22 protein-coding genes and 1 rRNA gene are annotated in these 18,970 nt (G+C 57.2%); all 23 read left to right on the top strand.

Features of this window, described 5'->3' with window-relative positions:
• Positions 1 to 58 precede the first annotated feature (58 nt).
• A complete protein-coding gene (locus ACTQY5_RS02455; protein ID WP_441368742.1) occupies positions 59 to 340 on the top strand; it encodes a hypothetical protein in 282 nt (93 codons plus the stop codon).
• A complete protein-coding gene (locus tag ACTQY5_RS02450; RefSeq protein WP_441368741.1) occupies positions 313 to 666 on the top strand; it encodes a hypothetical protein in 354 nt (117 codons plus the stop codon). Before ACTQY5_RS02455 ends, ACTQY5_RS02450 begins: the two co-directional genes overlap by 28 nt.
• Entirely contained in the window at positions 626 to 1,222 is a 597-nt protein-coding gene (locus ACTQY5_RS02445; protein WP_441368740.1) for a peptidoglycan recognition protein family protein, read from the top strand. The genes ACTQY5_RS02450 and ACTQY5_RS02445 overlap by 41 nt, the downstream gene beginning before the upstream one ends.
• A 12-nt stretch (positions 1,223 to 1,234) precedes the next feature.
• Positions 1,235 to 1,693, top strand: a complete 459-nt coding sequence (locus ACTQY5_RS02440) for a peptidase M24 (RefSeq protein WP_441368739.1) — start codon at positions 1,235 to 1,237, stop codon at positions 1,691 to 1,693.
• Between the two features lie 131 nt (positions 1,694 to 1,824).
• Positions 1,825 to 2,028 carry a hypothetical protein gene (locus ACTQY5_RS02435; RefSeq protein ID WP_441368738.1) on the top strand — a complete coding sequence of 68 codons (204 nt, stop codon included), beginning with the start codon at positions 1,825 to 1,827 and terminating at the stop codon, positions 2,026 to 2,028.
• Positions 2,029 to 2,244: 216 nt separating this feature from the next.
• Positions 2,245 to 2,721: a peptide deformylase gene (def, locus tag ACTQY5_RS02430; protein WP_154487681.1), complete on the top strand. Its 477-nt coding sequence runs from the start codon at positions 2,245 to 2,247 to the stop codon at positions 2,719 to 2,721.
• A complete protein-coding gene (gene fmt, locus ACTQY5_RS02425) occupies positions 2,718 to 3,656 on the top strand; it encodes a methionyl-tRNA formyltransferase (protein WP_441368737.1) in 939 nt (312 codons plus the stop codon). The genes def and fmt overlap by 4 nt, the downstream gene beginning before the upstream one ends.
• A gap of 3 nt (positions 3,657 to 3,659) precedes the next feature.
• Positions 3,660 to 4,433, top strand: coding sequence for a DUF116 domain-containing protein (locus tag ACTQY5_RS02420; RefSeq protein ID WP_022487118.1), 774 nt, complete (start codon positions 3,660 to 3,662; stop codon positions 4,431 to 4,433).
• A complete protein-coding gene (rsmB, locus tag ACTQY5_RS02415) occupies positions 4,430 to 5,770 on the top strand; it encodes a 16S rRNA (cytosine(967)-C(5))-methyltransferase RsmB (protein ID WP_441368736.1) in 1,341 nt (446 codons plus the stop codon). Before ACTQY5_RS02420 ends, rsmB begins: the two co-directional genes overlap by 4 nt.
• An 8-nt stretch (positions 5,771 to 5,778) precedes the next feature.
• On the top strand, positions 5,779 to 6,840 hold the full coding sequence (gene rlmN, locus ACTQY5_RS02410; RefSeq protein ID WP_022487120.1) for a 23S rRNA (adenine(2503)-C(2))-methyltransferase RlmN: 1,062 nt from the start codon (positions 5,779 to 5,781) through the stop codon (positions 6,838 to 6,840).
• Positions 6,837 to 7,568 carry a Stp1/IreP family PP2C-type Ser/Thr phosphatase gene (locus ACTQY5_RS02405; protein ID WP_022487121.1) on the top strand — a complete coding sequence of 244 codons (732 nt, stop codon included), beginning with the start codon at positions 6,837 to 6,839 and terminating at the stop codon, positions 7,566 to 7,568. The genes rlmN and ACTQY5_RS02405 overlap by 4 nt, the downstream gene beginning before the upstream one ends.
• On the top strand, positions 7,553 to 9,529 hold the full coding sequence (gene pknB, locus ACTQY5_RS02400) for a Stk1 family PASTA domain-containing Ser/Thr kinase (protein ID WP_022487122.1): 1,977 nt from the start codon (positions 7,553 to 7,555) through the stop codon (positions 9,527 to 9,529). Before ACTQY5_RS02405 ends, pknB begins: the two co-directional genes overlap by 16 nt.
• Positions 9,526 to 10,413, top strand: coding sequence for a ribosome small subunit-dependent GTPase A (gene rsgA, locus ACTQY5_RS02395; RefSeq protein WP_308664472.1), 888 nt, complete (start codon positions 9,526 to 9,528; stop codon positions 10,411 to 10,413). The genes pknB and rsgA overlap by 4 nt, the downstream gene beginning before the upstream one ends.
• Positions 10,410 to 11,051 (top strand): ribulose-phosphate 3-epimerase, encoded by a 642-nt coding sequence (gene rpe / locus ACTQY5_RS02390; protein WP_022487124.1) that lies wholly within the window; start codon positions 10,410 to 10,412, stop codon positions 11,049 to 11,051. Before rsgA ends, rpe begins: the two co-directional genes overlap by 4 nt.
• Positions 11,052 to 11,057: 6 nt before the next feature.
• Complete coding sequence (locus ACTQY5_RS02385; RefSeq protein WP_022487125.1) at positions 11,058 to 12,389, top strand: hypothetical protein; 1,332 nt, start codon at positions 11,058 to 11,060, stop codon at positions 12,387 to 12,389.
• A gap of 56 nt (positions 12,390 to 12,445) precedes the next feature.
• On the top strand, positions 12,446 to 13,402 hold the full coding sequence (locus ACTQY5_RS02380; RefSeq protein ID WP_441368735.1) for an ABC transporter substrate-binding protein: 957 nt from the start codon (positions 12,446 to 12,448) through the stop codon (positions 13,400 to 13,402).
• Between the two features lies 1 nt (position 13,403).
• The gene (locus tag ACTQY5_RS02375) at positions 13,404 to 14,231 is read left to right on the top strand and encodes an ABC transporter ATP-binding protein (RefSeq protein WP_441368734.1); all 828 of its coding nucleotides are present in this window, start codon (positions 13,404 to 13,406) and stop codon (positions 14,229 to 14,231) included.
• A gap of 4 nt (positions 14,232 to 14,235) precedes the next feature.
• A complete protein-coding gene (locus ACTQY5_RS02370; protein ID WP_022487128.1) occupies positions 14,236 to 14,874 on the top strand; it encodes a MotA/TolQ/ExbB proton channel family protein in 639 nt (212 codons plus the stop codon).
• Entirely contained in the window at positions 14,871 to 15,293 is a 423-nt protein-coding gene (locus ACTQY5_RS02365) for an ExbD/TolR family protein (RefSeq protein WP_022487129.1), read from the top strand. Before ACTQY5_RS02370 ends, ACTQY5_RS02365 begins: the two co-directional genes overlap by 4 nt.
• On the top strand, positions 15,280 to 16,074 hold the full coding sequence (locus ACTQY5_RS02360; protein ID WP_441368733.1) for an energy transducer TonB: 795 nt from the start codon (positions 15,280 to 15,282) through the stop codon (positions 16,072 to 16,074). The genes ACTQY5_RS02365 and ACTQY5_RS02360 overlap by 14 nt, the downstream gene beginning before the upstream one ends.
• A gap of 82 nt (positions 16,075 to 16,156) precedes the next feature.
• Positions 16,157 to 16,900 carry an RsiV family protein gene (locus tag ACTQY5_RS02355; RefSeq protein ID WP_279127098.1) on the top strand — a complete coding sequence of 248 codons (744 nt, stop codon included), beginning with the start codon at positions 16,157 to 16,159 and terminating at the stop codon, positions 16,898 to 16,900.
• Positions 16,901 to 16,918: 18 nt separating this feature from the next.
• On the top strand, positions 16,919 to 18,004 hold the full coding sequence (locus ACTQY5_RS02350; protein WP_329777649.1) for a M48 family metallopeptidase: 1,086 nt from the start codon (positions 16,919 to 16,921) through the stop codon (positions 18,002 to 18,004).
• A gap of 484 nt (positions 18,005 to 18,488) precedes the next feature.
• Positions 18,489 to 18,970, top strand: a 16S ribosomal RNA gene (locus tag ACTQY5_RS02345); the annotation flags it as partial.

The raw sequence follows: 18,970 nt of genomic DNA, 5'->3' as shown, positions 1-18,970 counted from the left end.
ATCAAAACATCTCCTTATATCTCATATAGGGAGCATTATACAAAAAAGGAGGCGGCTTATGGATGTATCACTAGGCGACATTGTAGCTGTTCTGACTCTCCTGGGCGGAGCCCTCGTGTGGGTAATCCATGTGATCATCAGCCCGCTCAAGGTCCTGCTGGACCGGGTAGTACAAAGCCTGGACAAGCTGGATGAAACACTCAGCAAGGAGCGTGCCAGGCGGGAACAGATTGAAATCCGACTAGAAGCCATCGAGGCCAGAGGAAAAAGCAACACTCACCGCATTGACGGATTGGAGGAGCAGCAGAAAAAATGCTTGAGCAAATCTCTCGTAAATTGAAGAACCTGAAACAGCTGCGCTTTACCATCCAATCCGTGTGGCTGTTCCGTTTTATCGTGTTCATAGGGCTGGCGCCTTTTACGCTGGCCCTTTTTCTGTGGGTCTTTGCCCTAGCGACAGGGCTCCACGAGGAATGGCTTTTTAAGATGATCGACGCAGCGCTGAGGATTGGGAACCAGGTCTTGGGGCCTGCCGTGGTCTCCGGGCTGCTGAACATCGTGCCCCGGGTGACCGACTCCAATAAAGACGGGATACCTGATATAGACGAAAAGGAGGAAAAATCTGATGAAAAAAGTGACACTGGAAGACATCCGGACGCTGGCTGAGAAGGCTCGACCTCAGCTCTGGAAAGACGCCAAAGCACTGGGGAGGGATGTTAAAATCTACCTGCATTGGACAGCGGGCCGCTATGGCCAGTTTTTTGACGACTATCATATCAGTATCGACCAGGACGGCACCATCTATGCCAGCACGGACGACTTGAGCGGGACCCTTACTCACACATGGGCTCGCAACACAGGCTCCGTAGGCGTGACTCTGTGCTGCTGCTATGGAGCCGATACGGCAGACCTGGGCGACTACCCACCCACGGCTGCCCAGATCGAGACCATGGCCCAGGTGGTAGCCGTGCTGGCTAAAGCCCTGTGGCTGACCATCGACCGTGATCGAGTGCTGACCCATGCAGAGGCGGCTGACAACGTGGACGGTCTCTTGCCTGTGGGCGACGAGTATGGCCCAGGTACCACCTGCGAGCGGTGGGATCTGCAGTATCTGGGCACAGATGAGAGCCCAGAGTGGACGATCGACTATGATGATCCTCGGACCGGGGGGAACGTGCTGAGGGGGAAGGCAAATTGGTACAGAAACGAATGGAGAAAGTAAGGGGGAAACTCAATGGAATCAAGACGCAGATTGACCGTATCCCTCATTGGGTTCTTATTACTCTGCTTGCTGCTGTGTGCTTCGGCACAGGTTACGCTTGCGGCCTCCGCAACGCCGGCCGAACCGACGTATACGATCACGGAAACGGAGCTGACACAGTTACAGACCAACTTGAACGAGCTGAAGACAATCAACGAGGCATTACGGACGGCCTGCAGCGGGCAGCAGATCAAAGCGGCAGAATTACAAGTGAAATTGACGAAAGCAGAGGAATTGTCCAGGACATTACAGAGTCAGCTGACAGAGCTGCAGGCCAAATCGACCAGGCAGGAAGCCTTATTGACTCAAGCCAACGAATCCTTGAAAGAGTACGCCAGAGAGGAAAAGCGGACCAGGCTGCGCATTAAGGCGCAACGCAATACGTGGGAAGCGGTAGCCACAGGGCTCTTACTTGCCTGGGCAGCGAAATGAAGAAAAACCCGTAGAGTCAGGAAACACCTGGCTTTACGGGTATTTTTTGTTTAAAAGCATAGAAGAAAATGGGAAAAGTAGCCTTAACTATCATCCTACTGTCCTATTACTAGTGAAGGAGGATGATAACCATGAAGAAAATCCAAAGTCAACTCGTCGACAGCATGCACAACACAGCAAAGGTCATGGAAACCTTTGCCAACGACTACGAGAAGGCCAAAACCAAAGAAGAACAGGGGGAAATCCTGCGATTTGAGGCTCTATACCTTACTGACCGTGCAAAACATCTGGAAGAAGTAGCTCAGTACCTCGATGCCGTTGCCGACTTCCAGTAATCCCTATCCCCGTGCCTTATGGTGCGGGGATCTCCCTGACCCCAAAACGGCAAAAATTCGGCAAAAATTCGCCGGAAAATATCGTTTTTCATGGAAACATTTAATCCGATTTTAACTCATTCATATCGATTCCATGCGGCTCCTGGAAACCATGGACGAAAAGACCCATATGGGCTTATAATAGAGAGTAAAAATTGCGATAGGAGTCGATGATATATGGCAATCTATGACATTGTAAAAGTGGGGGCGCCCATCCTTCGGGAAAAGGCGGTTCCTGTTACCAAATTCGATAAAAAACTGGGCCGGCTGCTGAAGGATATGGCGGAGACCATGTATGCGGCCAACGGCTGCGGACTGGCGGCCCCCCAGATCGGCCTCAGCAAACGGCTGGTGGTCATTGACGCCGGCGACGGGGCTGGCATCCGGGAATTCGTGAACCCGGTGCTTACGGACCCGGTGGGAGAAGCAGTGGATTCGGAAGGGTGCCTCAGCGTCCCCGACTACGAAGGGGAAGTGAAGCGGGCCGCCCAGATCACCGTCCATTTCCAGGACCGGAAAGGGGACCATTACCGGCTTACCGCCGACGGGCTCCTGGCCCGTGCCCTCCAGCACGAATGTGACCATCTGGAAGGGGTCCTGTTCATTGACAAGGCTATCAGCCTTTCTGCCAAACCGAGGGAAGGTCAAGAATGAAGATCGTATTTATGGGAACCCCGGAATTTGCCGCGGCCAGCCTGAAGGCCCTGGTGGAATCCGGACAGTATGAAATCGCAGCGGTGGTCACCCAGCCGGACCGTCCCAAAGGACGGGGCCACAAGGTGATGATGAGCGCCGTGAAGGAATATGCCCTGACCCGGGATCTGCCGGTGCTCCAGCCGGAACGGGTGAAGACTCCGGAATTCCAGGCAGAGATGGAAAAAATCTGTCCGGATCTGATCGTGGTGGCGGCTTTTGGCCAGTTCCTGCCCAAAGTCCTGCTGGATCTGCCCCAATACGGCTGCATCAACGTCCACGCTTCCCTGCTGCCCCGGTACCGGGGAGCAGCCCCCATCCATTACGCCATCCTGAAAGGGGAAAAGGAAGCGGGGGTCACCATTATGCAGATGGACGTGGGGATGGATACCGGCGCCATGCTCAGCAAGGTGGCGGTGCCGGTGGGACCGGAAATGACCCAGGGAGAACTCCATGACATCCTGAAGGAAAAAGGCGCACGGCTGCTGATGGACACCATTCCTCAGCTGGCGGCTGGGACCCTCCAGCCGGTACCTCAGCCGGAAGAAGAGGCCACCTATGCCTCTCTCATTACCCGGGACATGGAAAAGGCGGACTGGACCAAAACGGCGGAAGCCCTCCACAACCAGTTCCGGGCCTTTGACCCCTGGCCCGGTTCCTTTACCCTGCTGCCGGACGGGAAGCGGCTGAAGCTCTGGAAGAGCCGGATCTTCACGCCGGAAGGCACCCAGGGTGCTCCGGGCACCGTGCTCCAGGCGGACGGAAAGGGTTTCCGGGTAGCCTGCGGACAGGGTACCCTGGAGATCCTGGAATGTCAGCCGGAAGGAAAAAAAAGGATGCCGGCAGCCTCCTTTGTAAACGGGGGCCATGTGAAACAGGGAGACAGACTGGAATAGATTATGAACATGGGATTTCGGCCGAAGAAACGGCTTTTCATGGCACTGGCCTCTCTGGCGGTGCTGCTGGCGGCGGCAGCGGCTTATGGGCTATGGCAGCTGCTGGTGCCGGGACTGGCGCAGATCCATCCCTGGCTGCCCCAGGTGGTGGGCTGGATCGTCCTGGTGGTGATCCTGGCTCTTTTTTCCGGAGTGGTGGGCATCGTCCTGGCCATTTTGGGCTTTCCCACCATCCGGTTCTTTTATTTCTGGGCCTGGCACATCATCAACCTGCTCTATCCCCTGGCCCTGTTCCTGGGGAAACTTATGGGGATTTCCAAACGGCGGGTGGAGCAGTCCTTTATTGAAGTCAGCAACCATCTGGTCCGGAACCAGCATATCCGGGTCCCGGCCAACCGGCTGCTGATCCTGACACCTCACTGCATCCAGCTGGATACCTGCCCCTATAAGGTGACCCGGGACATCAGCAACTGCCACCAGTGCGGCCGCTGTGGAGTGGGCCAGCTGCTGGCCCTGTCCCAAAAGTACGGGGTCCATGTGGCCATTGCCACCGGAGGGACCCTGGCCCGGCAGGCGGTGAAGAAAGCCCGGCCCAAAGCCATCCTGGCGGTGGCCTGTGAACGGGATCTTACCAGCGGGATCCAGGACGTGTTCCCCCTGCCGGTAATCGGGGTGCTCAACGAGCGGCCCAACGGACCCTGCTTCAACACCCGGGCGGACATGGGGAAAATCGAAGAGGCCATACGGTCATTTATTCTGGAAGAGGACGAACAATGAGAAGAATCGGCAAGAATCCGCGGGAAGCGGCATTACAGATACTGGAACAAATCTTTCTCAAGGGAGCCTATGCAAACCTGGCTCTGGCTCAGGGGCTGCGTGGGGCTCCTTTGTCGCCCCTTGACCGGAGCCTGACCACGGAACTGGTCTATGGCACCGTAAAGACCATGGGGACCCTGGACTGGTATCTGTCAAAGGTGGTGAACCGGCCCCTGCGGAAGCTGGATCCCCTGGTGCTGGTGATTTTGCGGCTGGGAGCCTACCAGCTGCTGTACCTGGACCGGATCCCGGTTTCCGCCGCCTGCAACGAAAGTGTGAAACTGGCCAAGAAATGGGTCCATGAGGGAGCGGCAGGACTGGTGAACGGCGCTCTGCGCCAGCTGGCCCGGACCCGGAAACAATGGAAATTCCCCCAGGGACCGGATCATGAGCTGGAACGGATCGCTTTGGAATATTACCATCCGGAATGGCTGGTCCGGAGGTGGAAATTCCGCTATGGACTGGAAGATGCGGTGAAGCTCTGTGCCTATGACAACGCCCGGCCCACTTTTTCCTTCCGGGTGAATACCCTGAAAATGAACCGGGAGGCGCTCCAGGCCCGCCTGGCTGCCCAGGGCATCGAAACCCATCCTTCCCGGTGGTCCCCGGACGGGCTGATCTGTGACAGCCTGCCTTCCCTGGAGACCCTGGTGGACCGGTTCGGAGAGGACATCTATATCCAGGACGAAAGCTCCATGCTGGATGCGGCGGTGCTGGATCCCCAGCCCGGAGAACGGGTGATGGACCTGTGCAGCGCCCCGGGAGGGAAGACCACCCATCTGGCCCAGAAAATGGAGGACCGGGGAGAGATCCTGGCCCTGGATCTGTATGACCACAAACTGGCCCTGGTCCGGGAGAATGCCCGGCGGCTGGGCATCCACTGCATCCAGACGGAAAAACGGGACGGGACAACCTTTGTGCCGGAATGGGAAAACACGGCTGACCGGGTGCTGGTGGACGCTCCCTGCAGCGGCCTGGGGGTGCTGAACCGGCGGGCAGAATCCCGGTGGACCAAAGAGGAACGGACCCTCAGCCAGTTCCCCCCGCTCCAGAAAAAGATCCTGGACAACGGAGCCCGGTATGTGAAGCCAGGGGGCCGGCTGCTGTACAGTACCTGTACCCTGGAACAGGATGAAAATACCCGGGTGCGGAAATGGTTCCTGGAAAACCATCCGGATTTTGTTTCTGTTCCCTTTGCCCATCCCCTGACCGGAGAAAAAGTGGAGGAACTCCAGCTTCTGCCCCAGCGGGACGGAATCAACGGATTCTATCTCTGTCTTTTTGAAAAACGAAAGTGAGATCTGCCATGTGCAAAAAAGAAATCATGGGTCTGACCCTGGAAGAACTCCAGACAGAACTGGCGGGACTGGGCATGAAGAAGTTCCGGGCGGAACAGGTGTTCCGCTGGCTGTATGAAAAGGCGGCCACGGACTTTTCCCAGATGAGCAACCTGAGCAAGGAAGCCCGGCAGCAGCTGGAAGAGCGGTACACCATTGCCACCAGCCAGGTGAAGGTCCTGAAGGAATACAAATCCCGGGACGGGCTGACCCACAAGGTGCTCCTGGAGCTGACGGACGGAGCCACGGTGGAAACGGTGCTCATGCACCACGACTATGGCTACAGCGTCTGTCTTTCTTCCCAGGTGGGCTGCGCCATGAACTGCGCCTTCTGTGCCAGCGGCCTCCACGGTTTCGTCCGGAACCTGACGGCGGCGGAAATCCTGGCTCAGCTGTATTTCTTCCAGAGCGGGCTCCAGCCCCGGGGAGAACGGGTGAGCCGGATCGTGGTCATGGGCAGTGGGGAACCCATGCTGAACCTGGACCATGTGCTCAAGGCTCTGGACATTCTCCACAGCGACCGGGGCCAGTGCATCGGCTACCGGAACATGACCGTTTCCACCTGCGGGGTGGTGCCGGGCATTGAAGAACTGACCGCCCAGGGCCGGAATATCAACCTGGCCATTTCCCTCCACGGGGCTTCCATGGAACTGCGGAACCGGCTGATGCCCATCAACCGGAAGTATCCTTTCCCGGAAGTAATCCAGGCGGCGGATGCCTATGAAAAAAGCAATGGCCGTCAGGTGATGTACGAATACATCCTGCTGGCCGGCATCAACGACCGGCCGGAAGATGCCCGGAACCTGGCGGATGCCCTGGAACACAAAGAATGTGTGATCAACCTGATCCCGGCCAACCCGGTGCCGGAAAAGGGCTTTGAACGGCCCAGCGACCGGGCGGTGGACCATTTCTTCCAGCTGCTGAAGAAACGGCATCTGAACGTGACGGTCCGGAAGGAAATGGGGAAGGACATCAATGCGGCCTGCGGCCAGCTGCGGGCCAGCGCATTAAAGGAGGCGCAGAACCAATGATAGCAGTGAGCCGGACCAACCGGGGCATGGTGCGTCCCAACAATGAGGACAGCATCCTGGTACGGGAACCGGATCTGTATGCCATTGCCGACGGCATGGGCGGTGCGGATGCGGGAGAAGTGGCCAGCTATGAAGCGGTTCATCAGCTGAGCCGTCTGGACCTGTCCGGACTTTCCAGAAAGGAAATCCTCCCATTTTTGGAACGGAGCATCCAGAATATCAACAAGAAAATCTGGGAACTTTCCCAGGAAAAAGCAGGATTCACCGGCATGGGCACCACCCTGACGGCGGTGTACCTGCCCAATCCCCACAGCGCTTTTGTGGCCCATGTGGGAGACAGCCGGATCTATGTGTGGCAGGAAGGGATCCTGCGCCAGGTGACCAGCGACCACAGCTATGTGGCGGAACTGGTCCGGCAGAAACAGATGACCCAGGAGGAAGCGGAAGCCTCCGCCCAGAAGCACATGATCACCCGGGCCATCGGGGTGGATCCCCAGGTCCAGGTGGACACCTTTGAAATCCTCCTGGACGGAGCCCAGAAGCTGCTGGTTTGCTCCGACGGTCTCACCAACATGATCTCAGAAGCGGAAATCGAACGGATTCTGGGAGACCGGAACCTGGAACGGCTGGCGGACGGCCTGATGAACGGGGCCATGACCGCCGGCGGCGACGACAACATTTCTTTTATTGTCATTGATCTGGAGGCTGCAGAATGGAAGGAAGAATAACGCTCAATGGCCGCTATGAAATCATTGACAAAATCGGCGGAGGCGGCATGGCCGAGGTGTTCCACGGCTATGATACGGTGCTCCACCGGGATGTGGGAATCAAGATCCTCCGGGATCAGTTCATCCAGGACAAGCAGTTTGTGGCCCGTTTCCGCCAGGAAGCCTGCAATGCCGCCTGTCTGTCCCATCCCAACATTGTCAATATTTACGACAGCGGCAATGAAAATGACATTTACTATATTGTGATGGAATATGTGGTGGGCCGGTCCCTGAAGGAAGTGATCCAGGAAAATGGCGCCCTGGACTACAAAACGGCAGTCCGGTATGCCATCGGCATTGCTTCAGCCCTGAAACAGGCCCATGACCATTCCATCGTTCACTGCGATGTAAAGAGCCAGAACATCCTCATCGACACCAAAGGGGTGCCCAAGATTACGGATTTCGGCATTGCCCGGGCCTTCGGCCAGCCCAGCAACGGGACGGACAAGAATGTGATCGGCTCCGTGTACTATCTGTCTCCGGAACAGGCGGCCGGCCAGCCGGTGACCCCCCAGTCGGACCTGTATTCCCTGGGTGTGGTGCTTTTCGAGATGCTCACCGGGAAGCTGCCCTATGACGGGGATACCCCACTGGAAGTGGCCCGGATGCATCTGGAATCCTCCACTCCATCCGCCCGCCGGTACGATCCGGACATTCCCTACTACCTGGACAACATCATCACCAAGGCCCTGGCCAAGAATCCCCGGCTCCGGTATGCCACCGCCGATGATTTTCTTACGGATCTGAAGCGTGCCCAGACCCATCTCCTGGGAGATATGGGCGGGGAAGAAGAGACCTGGAACGATGCCCGGAAGCACCCGGTCAGCGACGAGACCATGGTGATCAGCAAAAGCGACATGCTGGACGGGCTGCTGAAGCCCCAGACTGCAGAAGCGGCTGAAAAGAGCCCGGCAGCGGGACCGGAGAAACCGGATCCGAAGAAAAAAGAAGAGCCGGAAACCCTCCTGGAAAAATACGGGAAAAAGAAGCTTCTGGCCTTTTTCATGGCGGCCATTGTGCTCCTGTCCGGGGTCATCTATGCCATCCTCAGCTACACCAGCGGGGATGTGACGGTACCGGACCTGAAGGGCAAGACCATTGTAGAGGCGGAAGCCATCCTGACCAAGGACAAACTGGGGTATACCCTGACGGAAGCCTATGATGCCACTGCCACTCCGGGGGTGATCATCAAGCAGAATCCGGCGGCTCACAGCCGGGTGAAGGCCGGACGGAAGATCCAGCTGGTGGTCAGCAAGGGACCGGAACCGGGGGTGGTGCCGGACCTGAAAAAGAAGACCCTGGCGGAAGCCACCACCATGCTGGAAAAAGCCAAGCTGAAGGTGGGCACCGTGACTGTGAAGTATGAGGCGGGGGCCGGGAAAGGAACCGTCCTGTCCCAGAGCATCGCCCCCAAACAGAAAGTCAGCGAAGGGACCAGTGTGGACCTGGTGGTGAACATCAGCGGCAACCAGACGGTAGTGCCCGGCCTGGCCGGCATGAGCCTGGCAGAAGCCCGGAACCAGCTGAGCAGCGTGGGACTCACCATCGGCAGCATCCAGACCCAGGAAAGCGACCAGGCCAAGGATACGGTCCTGTCCAGTGATCCCGGCAGCGGCTCCGTCATGGACCGGGGCGGCGCGGTGAGCCTGGTGGTATCCGCCGGCAAAAAAGAAGAAAAGAAGAGCCGGAGCAGCTCCGGCAGCAGCGGCGGGGGCAGCACCCGGACCATCGGGTACACGGTTCCCGGCAGCGGCAGCGCCAAGAATGTGAAGATCATCGTTTCCGATGACAGCAGTACCCGGACCATCTTCTCCGATTCGGTGGCTCCCGGTACCCGGATCACCCGGACCGTAAATGTGGGGTCCGGGGCCAGCGTCCAGATTTACGTGAACGGAGAACTGGCGGAGGATAAATCTCTGTGAGCAATCCCATTGGAAGAATCATCAAGACCTACAACGGCTACTACTATGTGGCCGGAGAAGACGGCATCCTGTACACCTGCAAGGTGAAGGGCCGGATGAAGCAGAAACGGTTCACCATGGCTGCCGGGGACCGGGTGGAACTGGAAGCCCAGGGCACCGAAGGGATGATCCGGCAGGTGCTGCCCCGGAAGAATCTGCTCCAGCGGCCTCTGGTGGCCAATCTGGACTGCCTTATGGCGGTCTTCGCCTGCAGTGACCCGGATCCCAGTTTCCTGCTGGTGGACAAGCTGCTGGCCCTGGCGGAAGCGGCCGGGATCCCGGCCGCTCTGGTACTGAACAAACGGGACCTGGCGCCGGAAGGGCTGGTGGAACGGTTCCAGGCGGTCTACCAGCCCCTGGGCTATCCGGTGTATCCGGTGGAAGCCCGGGAGGGAATGGGGATGGAACCCATCCTGGAACAGGTCTGGGGCCACATTGTGGCCTTCGGGGGACCTTCCGGGGCCGGGAAATCCACCCTGCTGAACCATCTGGATCCTTCCCTGACCCTGAAAACCGGCCATGTAAGCAGTAAAATCGGCCGGGGCCGGCATACCACCCGGTTTGCCCAGCTGCTGCCCTTTGGAGGCGGCTACATTGTGGATACCCCCGGCTTCGGGAACATCGACCTGTCGGAACTCCAGATGGAGGATGCCGCCGACGGGTTCCGGGAAATCCGGCAGCGGGAAGGCTGCTGCCGCTTCACCGGCTGCACCCATACCCATGAACCGGACTGTGAAGTCAAGGCGGCCCTGGAACGGGGCGAAATCGCTCCCAGCCGTTATGCTTCCTATTGCACGATCCGTCAGGAATTGGCGGAACCAAAGAAAAGAGGAAAAAAATCATGACCATCATCGCTCCTTCCATTTTGTCTTCCGATTTTTCCTGTTTGGCCGAAGAAGTGGCCCGCATCCAGGATGCGGGTGCCGACTGGTGCCACATCGATGTGATGGACGGCCAGTTCGTTCCCAACCTGACCTTCGGGGCTCCGGTGGTGAAATGTCTCCGGAAACGGACGGACATGTTCTTTGACTGCCATCTGATGGTGGAGAATCCGGAAAATTATGTGGACAGCTTTGCTGCTGCCGGCGCGGACCTGATCTGTGTCCATGCGGAAGCCACCCATCATCTCCACCGGCTGCTCCAGTCCATCCACAGCAAGGGCATCCAGGCCGGGGTGGCCCTGAATCCGGCCACGCCCCTGTGCCAGATCGAGGAAATCCTTCCCTATGCGGACATGATCCTGATCATGAGCGTGAACCCGGGGTTCGGGGGGCAGAAATTCATCCCCACCAGCGTGGACAAGATCCGCCGGCTGAAGGCCATGATCCGGGAACGGAATCTGAAGGTGCTCATCGAAGTGGACGGCGGGGTCAACGGGGAAACCGCCAAAGCCTGCCGGGACGCCGGGGCTGACGTGCTGGTGGCCGGGTCCTTCGTCTTTGGGGCTCCGGATATGCAGGAAGCGGTCTCTGCCCTGCGGTAATCAGCCATGAAAAGGTTGAAAGGGTTTCTCCAGAAGCACCGCCGGAAAATCAAATGGATCCTGCTGAGCTTCCTGGCCAGTCTGCTGGTGCTGGTGTGGCTGGCCTACATTGCCAGTGTCCATGCGGCCCAGATTTTCAACCGGGAAATGGCCAAACAGCATTTCTTTGACGGGACCATTACCGTGGAGCGGCTGACGGCTACCCCCATGGGCCATGTGCGGTTCGAAAACCTGGAATGGAAGGGCAGCCATGACGGGAACCGGGTCTTCATCCCCAGCGGCTCCTTCCAGGTACGGCCTCTGGACATTGTGCTGAAACGGATCAGCACCCGGACCATCCAGGAACTGGAGCTCAATGAGGCGGAAATCCAGCTGACCTTTACGGAGAACATGCATATCCGGGGGATCCGGGCGGCAGAAGTACCCAAACCGGCTGAGCAGAAGGGCCGGAAGAAAAAATTCGACATCAAGCTGAAAAACGTGGATGCCCATGTGAAGCTGAACCACTGCAAACTGACTGCCTGCTACAAACAGCGGATTCACGCCTTCCAGGATGTGAATGCGGACCTGCGGTACAACAGCAGCGACAAGCTGACCATTGATTTTTCCACCGGGGAACTGGGAGGGACCCTGGAAGGCAAGGGAGTGGACATCCAGGGCAGTGTGGACCTGAAACCCCAGGTTTCCACCTACGACCTGAAACTGGGGATCAAGGAGCTGAATCCTTCCTCCCTGGGCACCGGCCTGGACATCAAGGAACGGGTTACCGCCAGCGCCACCGTAACCGGGGAACTGCCGGATCCGGTGATCGTGGGGGAACTGTATATGCCCAAGCTGAACCTGCCGGGACTGCGGTTCACCAATGTGAAAGGGAACTTCAAGTATGCGGACGGGTACATCGATGCCCAGAACGTGACGGCGGATGTGTTTGAAGGGACCTGCGACGCCCGGGGCGGGTTCAACATCGATACCAAAGCCTACAATGTAAGCGTCATGGGCCATGATCTCCACAGTGAGGATGCCACCAACATTCCCTACTTCCGGACGCTGGTCCAGCTGGACCTGAAAATGCTCTGCGACGGGAACAGCCGGTCCACCCTCACCTACGGATCCTTTTATTCCGGCAAGGGCATTTACGCCATCATCAAATTCAATTCCATCAAGGGGACTTTTTCCAACCAGTACAAACAGCTGAAATTCAGCGATGTGGAAATCAAATCCGACGGGGGCGACATTGTGGCTCCCCAGTTTGAACTGATTGACGGGAAGCTCCGGATGGGGAATCTGTATTATGTGGCTCCGGGAGGCAACCGGGCCCGTATCCATTTCTTCAGTTGAACCAGGGGCTGCTGCATGGGCAACAGCCCCATCTTTTTTTGCAAAGGAGAAGATCTATGAAACTGCTGCGGATCCTGGGGATCCTGTTTCTGCTCCTGACGGCCGGCTGCGGCCCTGCCGCTCCGGAACAGGGAGGCTATACGGTGGAGGATGTACGGGGAAAGACGGTCCGTCTGGCCCGGCCTCCCCAAAAGATCCTGACGGATTCCCTCCATCTGGATGAGACCCTGCTGACCCTGGTGCCGGCAGACCATCTGGCCGGGGTTTATTACCAGGACCGGGAACCAGGGATTTCCTTCATTGCCGAAGAAACCCGTGACATGGAACCGGTGCTCCGGCAGGTGACTCCGGAAACCGTAGCCCGGACCAAACCGGATCTGTTCCTGGCTTCCACCTGGTCCGATCCCGGGCTGATCCAGAAAGTGGAGGAAATGGGGATCCCTGTGGTGGTCTGCCGGGGTCCGGTGACTGTGGAGGAAATCCGTGACAATGTGGGGCTCATGGCCCGGGTTCTGGACCGGCCGGAAGCCGGGAAACAGGTCCTGGCACGGATGGACGGAGAACTGGAAGAGACGGAACGGGTCCTGAAGAATCTGCAGGGCCCGGAACCGGTGGGCCTGCTGGTTTCCCTTATGAGCCGGTACGGAGGCTCCGGGTCCCTGTATGACGACCTGTGCCGCCGGGCCCATGTGGGGAACGGCCTCAGCCGGGCCGGGCTGAAAAACGGCCAGCCCCTGACCCGGGAAGCCATTCTCCAGGCGGATCCGGACTTTTTCCTGGTAGCCCTGCCCTATGGAGAGGAAAAGGCGGACTATGAAAAATTCCAGCAGCAGTTCTTCGCCGATCCGGCCCTCCAGGGGCTGAAAGGCCTGGAACGGCGGGTGGCCCTGCCGGACCGGTACGTGTACGATGCTTCTCCCATGGCGGTGTACGGCATCCGGGCCCTGGCCAACGGGGCCTATGGGAAGGTCCTGTTCCCTCAGGGGCAGGAACCTCTGCTGAAAGGATACTGATATGGAATTTGCAATGGAAAAGGGCAGCCTGGGCTATGGCCGGGAACCGGTGCTGACGGGATTGGATTTCACCCTGGAAGCGGGAGAGTGCGTAGGGCTCATCGGCCCCAACGGGGCAGGGAAGAGTACCCTGCTGAAGACCCTGGCCGGGATCCAGCCCCTCCAGTCCGGGACCCTGGAACTGGAAGGAAAACCTCTGGAATCCTGGAACCGGCAGGCTCTGAGCCGAAAGGTCAGCTATCTGCCCCAGGAACGGGAACTGCCCTTTGCCTATACGGCGGAACAGGTGGTGCTCATGGGCCGGTATCCCTATCTGGACTGGCACCAGCAGGAAGGCGGCCGGGAAAGAGCTCTGGCCCGGGACTGTTTGGAGGTCTTCGGTCTGGGGAATATGCAGGAGCGGCCAGTGACGGATCTTTCCGGGGGACAGCGGCAGCGGGTGCTGCTGTCCCGGATCCTGATCCAGCAGACCCCGGTGATCCTGCTGGATGAACCTACCGCAGAGCTGGATCTGGTGTATGAAAACACCGTGCTGGAACTGAGCCGGCACCTGGCCCGGGCAGGGCGGACCGTGGTCCTGTCCCTCCATGACATCGGCCAGGCGGCCCGGTACTGCACCCGGCTGCTGCTGTTGGGACAGAGAAAGCTGCTGGCCCAGGGGACACCGGAACAGGTGCTCCGGAAGGAAAATCTGGAAGCGGCCTACCAGGTTCCCTTCCAGGTCCGGCAGGGAGAAGAGGGACTGGAAATCCGGATCTGTCCGGATCCGGAACAGCAAAAAAGAGAGCTGGCAAGACTCAATACAATACTGGAAAACAGGGAGGCATAATTAGATGATTGGTTGGCTGCAGCATGGGTGGACATTTTTTCTCCGGGGCGGGGTGGTCATGTGGCCCCTTCTGCTCTGTTCTCTGGCATCCCTGACTATTATCCTGGAACGGCTGGCTTTTTACCGCCGGGAAGATTCCGGAAGAGCCTATGCCCGGACCTTCTGCCGGCAGGTCCGGCAAGGAAAATGGCAGGAACTGCTGGACGGGACCTGGGAAACACCGGGAGCCCAGGCGGCACTGGGCAAAAAACTCCTGACGGCGCCATCTGCCGTCCGGGAAAAGGAAAGTTATATCCTGGGGGAGAGCCAGCAGCTGGTGAACCAGTTTGAAAAAGGGCTGAACTACTTGTCCGTCATCGTGACCCTGGCCCCCATCCTGGGGCTCCTGGGGACCATTACCGGCATGATGTCCTCCTTCCAGGCTCTGGGAGACCGGTGGGAAAATCCTCTGGGAGTGACCGCCGGGGTGGCGGAAGCCATGATCACCACAGTGTTCGGACTGCTCATTGCCATTGCCACCATCTGTTTCCACACCTATTTCTCCCAGAAGGTGAATACGGTGATGGAGGAAGTGGAGCAGATGGACAACGCCTTTATGGAAAATGCCGGGAAAATGCCCGGCCAGGGAGGGCAGGGGGCATGATCCATCTCCATCGTTCCGGAGGGGACAAAAAGCCCTCCATCCAAATTTCTCCCATGATCGACATGGTGTTCCTGCTGCTGATCTTTTTCATTGTGTGCACCATGTACATGACCCAGCAGAAAGGGGTGCCGGTGGAACTGCCGGAAGGCCGGGGACAGCTCCAGCAGAAGGCTCAGGTGGAAGTGACCCTGCCCCGGGACGGGACCATCTGGTTCCAGGACCATCAGGTGACCCTGGAGGAACTGCTCCGGGAAGGAGCGGCTGCGGCCCGGGAAAATCCCAGACAGACGGTGAATCTCCGGGCGGACAAGGAAGTGAGCTACGGCCGGGTCATGGGCATTATGGGAGAACTGAAACGGGCGGGCCTGGAAGATTTCTCCCTGTCCGTCTCCACAGGAGAAGACCATGGGAAAGCCTGAGTGGAGCCGGTATGTCCGGCTGTCCCTGGTGATCCACCTGGTCCTGCTGTCCGCCGGAGGAGCCCTGCTCTATGCTCATCGTTCCCTGCCGGACAAAGGGGCGGAACCCATCCGGGTCCATCTGGCAGAGCCGGGGCCGGCTGGAGGAAACTCCGGAAAGACCCGGGGGACGGGAAACGGAAACCAGGGCGTTCTCGGGGAACCAGTTGGCGGGGGAACACCGGCATCCCGGGAATCTGGGGAAACAGCCAGGGAGGCTCTGTTGGAACAGCTGCTGGAAGCCCCCAGCCAGGTCAGTGACCAGGGAGAAGTCCAGGCACCGGCCGGTTCCTCCAGGGAAACGGCGGACAGCACCCTGTCCGGGAGCGGCTCGTCCCAGGGGAGCGGCGGAGAAGTTCCGGGAACAGGAACAACCGGAGGCAGCGGCAATGGAGAGAGCGCTTCGGAAGGCGGAACCGGAACCTCCGGCGGGGGCGGAGAAGGAGAGGGAGAAGAGGCCGGCGACCGGAGCCGGGATGCCAGCCTCACCGGCTACAGCAAAATCTATCCCCAGGCCTCCCGGGCTTCCGGGGAAGAAGGGACTGCCCTGGTGGGGGTGGCGGTAAGCGCCGGGGGAGAAGTGACCTCCGCCTGGCTGGAAGGGAGCTCCGGGTATGACCGGCTGGACCGGGCAGCCCTGAAAAGCGCCTGGCAGTGGAGTTTTTCCCCGGCCCTGGATGCCTCCGGGCGGCCAGTACCTACCCGGAAAACCGTCCATGTGGTCTATTCCCTCAACGAGTAGCTCTTTTGGCGATGCGTCTTGCACCAGGGGAAGAGTCTTTGTATAATACAGTCGATGGAGAAAAGGGAAAGGAAGATGTACGATGGATCAGAAAAAAATCCGTGCCTTTGCCGGCACTGCTCTGTTGGCAGGGGTCATAGCCTTTATGGGAACAGGAGCCGTCCAGGCTCAGTCGGTCACTCCTTCCGAAGCGGCTCACCATGTGATTGAACAGGAACTCCAGAGCCATGTACCAGGCCAGGCAGTCTATGCCCAGAACGGTGTGGTGATCCGTAGCGGGATCATCCGGGAGAAAGATCTGCTGATCCATTATCCTCAGGTGAGGGTCATGGGCAAACCGGAAGTGTCCCGGAGAATTACCCGGTATTTTGAAAAACAGGCGGAAATTTCCCGGGAGAATTACAACAAGGCCAATACCATGGAGGAAAAACTCACTTCCCGGGTGGATTTTGCAGTCAGCTACCATGGAGAACGGTATCTCTCCTTCCAGACCTACGGCTATGATTTTGTGGAAAGGGCAGCCCATCCCACCAGTTGGGAACTGGGGAAGACCTTTGATCTGGAAACCGGAAAGCTGGTTCCCTGGCAGAAGGTCCTGACACCGGCCGTGAGAGGGAACTTTACCCTGGACAAGATCAACAAGGCCCTGTGGAATACAGATTACGGAAAAGGACACTATTTCTTCCAGGATTTCAAGGGCTTGGAAAAATTGCCGGAAAACTATTATCTGGACCAGGAAGGACATATCCATTTTGTCTTCGGACAGTATGAAATTGCCCCTTATGCTGTGGGGATCATCGACCTGAATATGGATCAGGGAGTGTAACAAAGGAGTGGATATGAGATGAAACTGTGGAAGAATCGCTTGATGGGGTGTGCTCTGGCCGGAATGCTGAGCCTGGGCGCTGTTTCCGGAACTGTGGTTCCCGCCAGATCGGCAGAAGCCGGCGGGGTGCTGGTGGACGTACTGGGTACCGCCATTGCCGGCACCATGTACAGGGACAAGGTGATGGGGGTCTACAAGACCTACAACAATACGGACAAGGGCCGTCAGGAATGGTTCGAACAAATGAAGAAGGAAGAAGGGGTGGATGAAGATGAGTATCTGAACAGCCGGCTGGATACCATTATGAGCAATGTGACCGCCGGAATCGCAGCTGTGGATCCTACGGTGTACAAGAAACCCTACAACTACTTCATCAGCCCCAATGATGATGCCAATGCCTACTGCACCATTGGGCACAATGTGAATGTGTACCGGGGCATCTTCAATCTGATGCCCATGGATGATGAAATTGCTGTGGTCATCGGCCATGAACTGGGCCATGGGCAGAAAGACCATCCTCTCCAGGGTGTCAAGAAGTCTCTGAATGCTGCAGTGCTGGCGGAAATGGCCAATGCGGCAACCGGAGGGATTGCCAGCGGGGCAATCGGTCAGCTGTATACCTATACCCGGAATGTCCATCTGTCCAAACCCATGGAATGGGAAGCGGACAACCTGGCCTTTGATTACATCACCCACACCAATTACAACCCAGGAGCTACGGCTGCCGTATGGCAGCGGTTCCTGGAAAAGTACGGGGATATGAACATCCATTGGAGCGACCATCCTACTTGTACGGAACGGCGGGAAAACTACGTAAAGAAGCTGAACGCCTGGAGCAACAAACATGTGGATGACAAAGATGGGGTGGTCTATGTGAACAAGAAAGAGTTCCTGACACCCAGCGCCACCGGATCCATGTCCAGCAAAGAGCGGTCCTATTTTGTCATGGGGAATCTGGCTGCGGTGTATCACAACAACAAGACCGCGCCGGAAGCCTATGCCAGTGGAGATACAGTGATGATGGGACAGCAGCCTATTATCACCAGCACCGGGGACGATCCCTCTGCGGAAGAACTGGCAGCCAAGTTAAATAAAATCAAATGATTGGATAAAAGAAATAAAAGAACGTTTAATTGTCCGAACCGTATCGAACAATTAAACGTTCTTTTATAAATGAAACGAATTAAAATAAAAAATGGAGGTAAAGAATGTAAAAAACAGGTATAAAAGTAAAATATACGTAAATAAACTTAAATAACGAAATAATAAACTTAAATACAGAATTTGAAGGTTTTGTATAAGTATGGTATTATAATGAAGCGTTCTCGAGAGAGAATGATATCGGGAAATCTTCCCAGCAACCGAATATTTTCGAAAGAAAATAAAAAAGTTGTTGACAAGAATGAAGATTCCTGATAGAATAAACAAGCTGTCGCAAGACAGCGAGACGAACTTTGAGAACTGAATATTGTTGACAGATGTGCGGGTCAAGTCACTTTTAGTGATGAGATCGAGTCACCTGGATGACAACCAGGTTAAAAAATCAAAGCTAGTTTTTCGAGAGCCATGAGGCTCTTCAAAATACTCTATTTTGGAGAGTTTGATCCTGGCTCAGGACGAACGCTGGCGGCGTGCTTAACACATGCAAGTCGAACGGAGAACTTTCTTCGGAATGTTCTTAGTGGCGAACGGGTGAGTAACGCGTAGGCAACCTGCCCTCTGGTTGGGGACAACATTCCGAAAGGGATGCTAATACCGAATGTGATCCTCTTTCCGCATGGAGAGAGGATGAAAGATGGCCTCTACTTGTAAGCTATCGCCAGAAGATGGGCCTGCGTCTGATTAGCTGGTAGGTGGGGTAACGGCTCACCTAGGCGATGATCAGTAGCCGGTCTGAGAGGATGAACGGCCACATTGGGACTGAGACACGGCCCAAACTCCTACGGGAGGCAGCAGTGGGGAATCTTCCGCAATGGACGAAAGTCTGACGGAGCAACGCCGCGTGAGTGATGAAGGTCTTCGGATTGTAAAACTCTGTTGTCAGGGACGAATGCACCGATCTATAATACA

This window comes from Acidaminococcus sp. HCP3S3_H5, from assembly GCF_052122235.1.
Classification (GTDB): Bacteria; Bacillota; Negativicutes; order Acidaminococcales; family Acidaminococcaceae; genus Acidaminococcus.
The sequence above is the reverse complement of the archived record's forward strand: the minus strand, read 5'-3'. Positions and strand labels throughout refer to the sequence as shown.

Bases quoted from the DNA above. Each gene is read 5' to 3' on its own strand.
- ACTQY5_RS02385 (WP_022487125.1), top strand. From the start codon at position 11,058: ATGAAAAGGTTGAAAGGGTTTCTCCAGAAGCACCGCCGGAAAATCAAA.
- rpe (WP_022487124.1), top strand. From the start codon at position 10,410: ATGACCATCATCGCTCCTTCCATTTTGTCTTCCGATTTTTCCTGTTTG.
- ACTQY5_RS02455 (WP_441368742.1), top strand. From the start codon at position 59: ATGGATGTATCACTAGGCGACATTGTAGCTGTTCTGACTCTCCTGGGC.
- ACTQY5_RS02360 (WP_441368733.1), top strand. From the start codon at position 15,280: ATGGGAAAGCCTGAGTGGAGCCGGTATGTCCGGCTGTCCCTGGTGATC.
- ACTQY5_RS02435 (WP_441368738.1), top strand. From the start codon at position 1,825: ATGAAGAAAATCCAAAGTCAACTCGTCGACAGCATGCACAACACAGCA.
- ACTQY5_RS02370 (WP_022487128.1), top strand. From the start codon at position 14,236: ATGATTGGTTGGCTGCAGCATGGGTGGACATTTTTTCTCCGGGGCGGG.
- def (WP_154487681.1), top strand. From the start codon at position 2,245: ATGGCAATCTATGACATTGTAAAAGTGGGGGCGCCCATCCTTCGGGAA.
- ACTQY5_RS02405 (WP_022487121.1), top strand. From the start codon at position 6,837: ATGATAGCAGTGAGCCGGACCAACCGGGGCATGGTGCGTCCCAACAAT.
- ACTQY5_RS02365 (WP_022487129.1), top strand. From the start codon at position 14,871: ATGATCCATCTCCATCGTTCCGGAGGGGACAAAAAGCCCTCCATCCAA.
- ACTQY5_RS02420 (WP_022487118.1), top strand. From the start codon at position 3,660: ATGAACATGGGATTTCGGCCGAAGAAACGGCTTTTCATGGCACTGGCC.
- ACTQY5_RS02375 (WP_441368734.1), top strand. From the start codon at position 13,404: ATGGAATTTGCAATGGAAAAGGGCAGCCTGGGCTATGGCCGGGAACCG.
- ACTQY5_RS02350 (WP_329777649.1), top strand. From the start codon at position 16,919: ATGAAACTGTGGAAGAATCGCTTGATGGGGTGTGCTCTGGCCGGAATG.
- ACTQY5_RS02450 (WP_441368741.1), top strand. From the start codon at position 313: ATGCTTGAGCAAATCTCTCGTAAATTGAAGAACCTGAAACAGCTGCGC.
- ACTQY5_RS02440 (WP_441368739.1), top strand. From the start codon at position 1,235: ATGGAATCAAGACGCAGATTGACCGTATCCCTCATTGGGTTCTTATTA.
- ACTQY5_RS02355 (WP_279127098.1), top strand. From the start codon at position 16,157: ATGGATCAGAAAAAAATCCGTGCCTTTGCCGGCACTGCTCTGTTGGCA.
- pknB (WP_022487122.1), top strand. From the start codon at position 7,553: ATGGAAGGAAGAATAACGCTCAATGGCCGCTATGAAATCATTGACAAA.
- fmt (WP_441368737.1), top strand. From the start codon at position 2,718: ATGAAGATCGTATTTATGGGAACCCCGGAATTTGCCGCGGCCAGCCTG.
- rsmB (WP_441368736.1), top strand. From the start codon at position 4,430: ATGAGAAGAATCGGCAAGAATCCGCGGGAAGCGGCATTACAGATACTG.
- ACTQY5_RS02380 (WP_441368735.1), top strand. From the start codon at position 12,446: ATGAAACTGCTGCGGATCCTGGGGATCCTGTTTCTGCTCCTGACGGCC.
- ACTQY5_RS02445 (WP_441368740.1), top strand. From the start codon at position 626: ATGAAAAAAGTGACACTGGAAGACATCCGGACGCTGGCTGAGAAGGCT.
- rlmN (WP_022487120.1), top strand. From the start codon at position 5,779: ATGTGCAAAAAAGAAATCATGGGTCTGACCCTGGAAGAACTCCAGACA.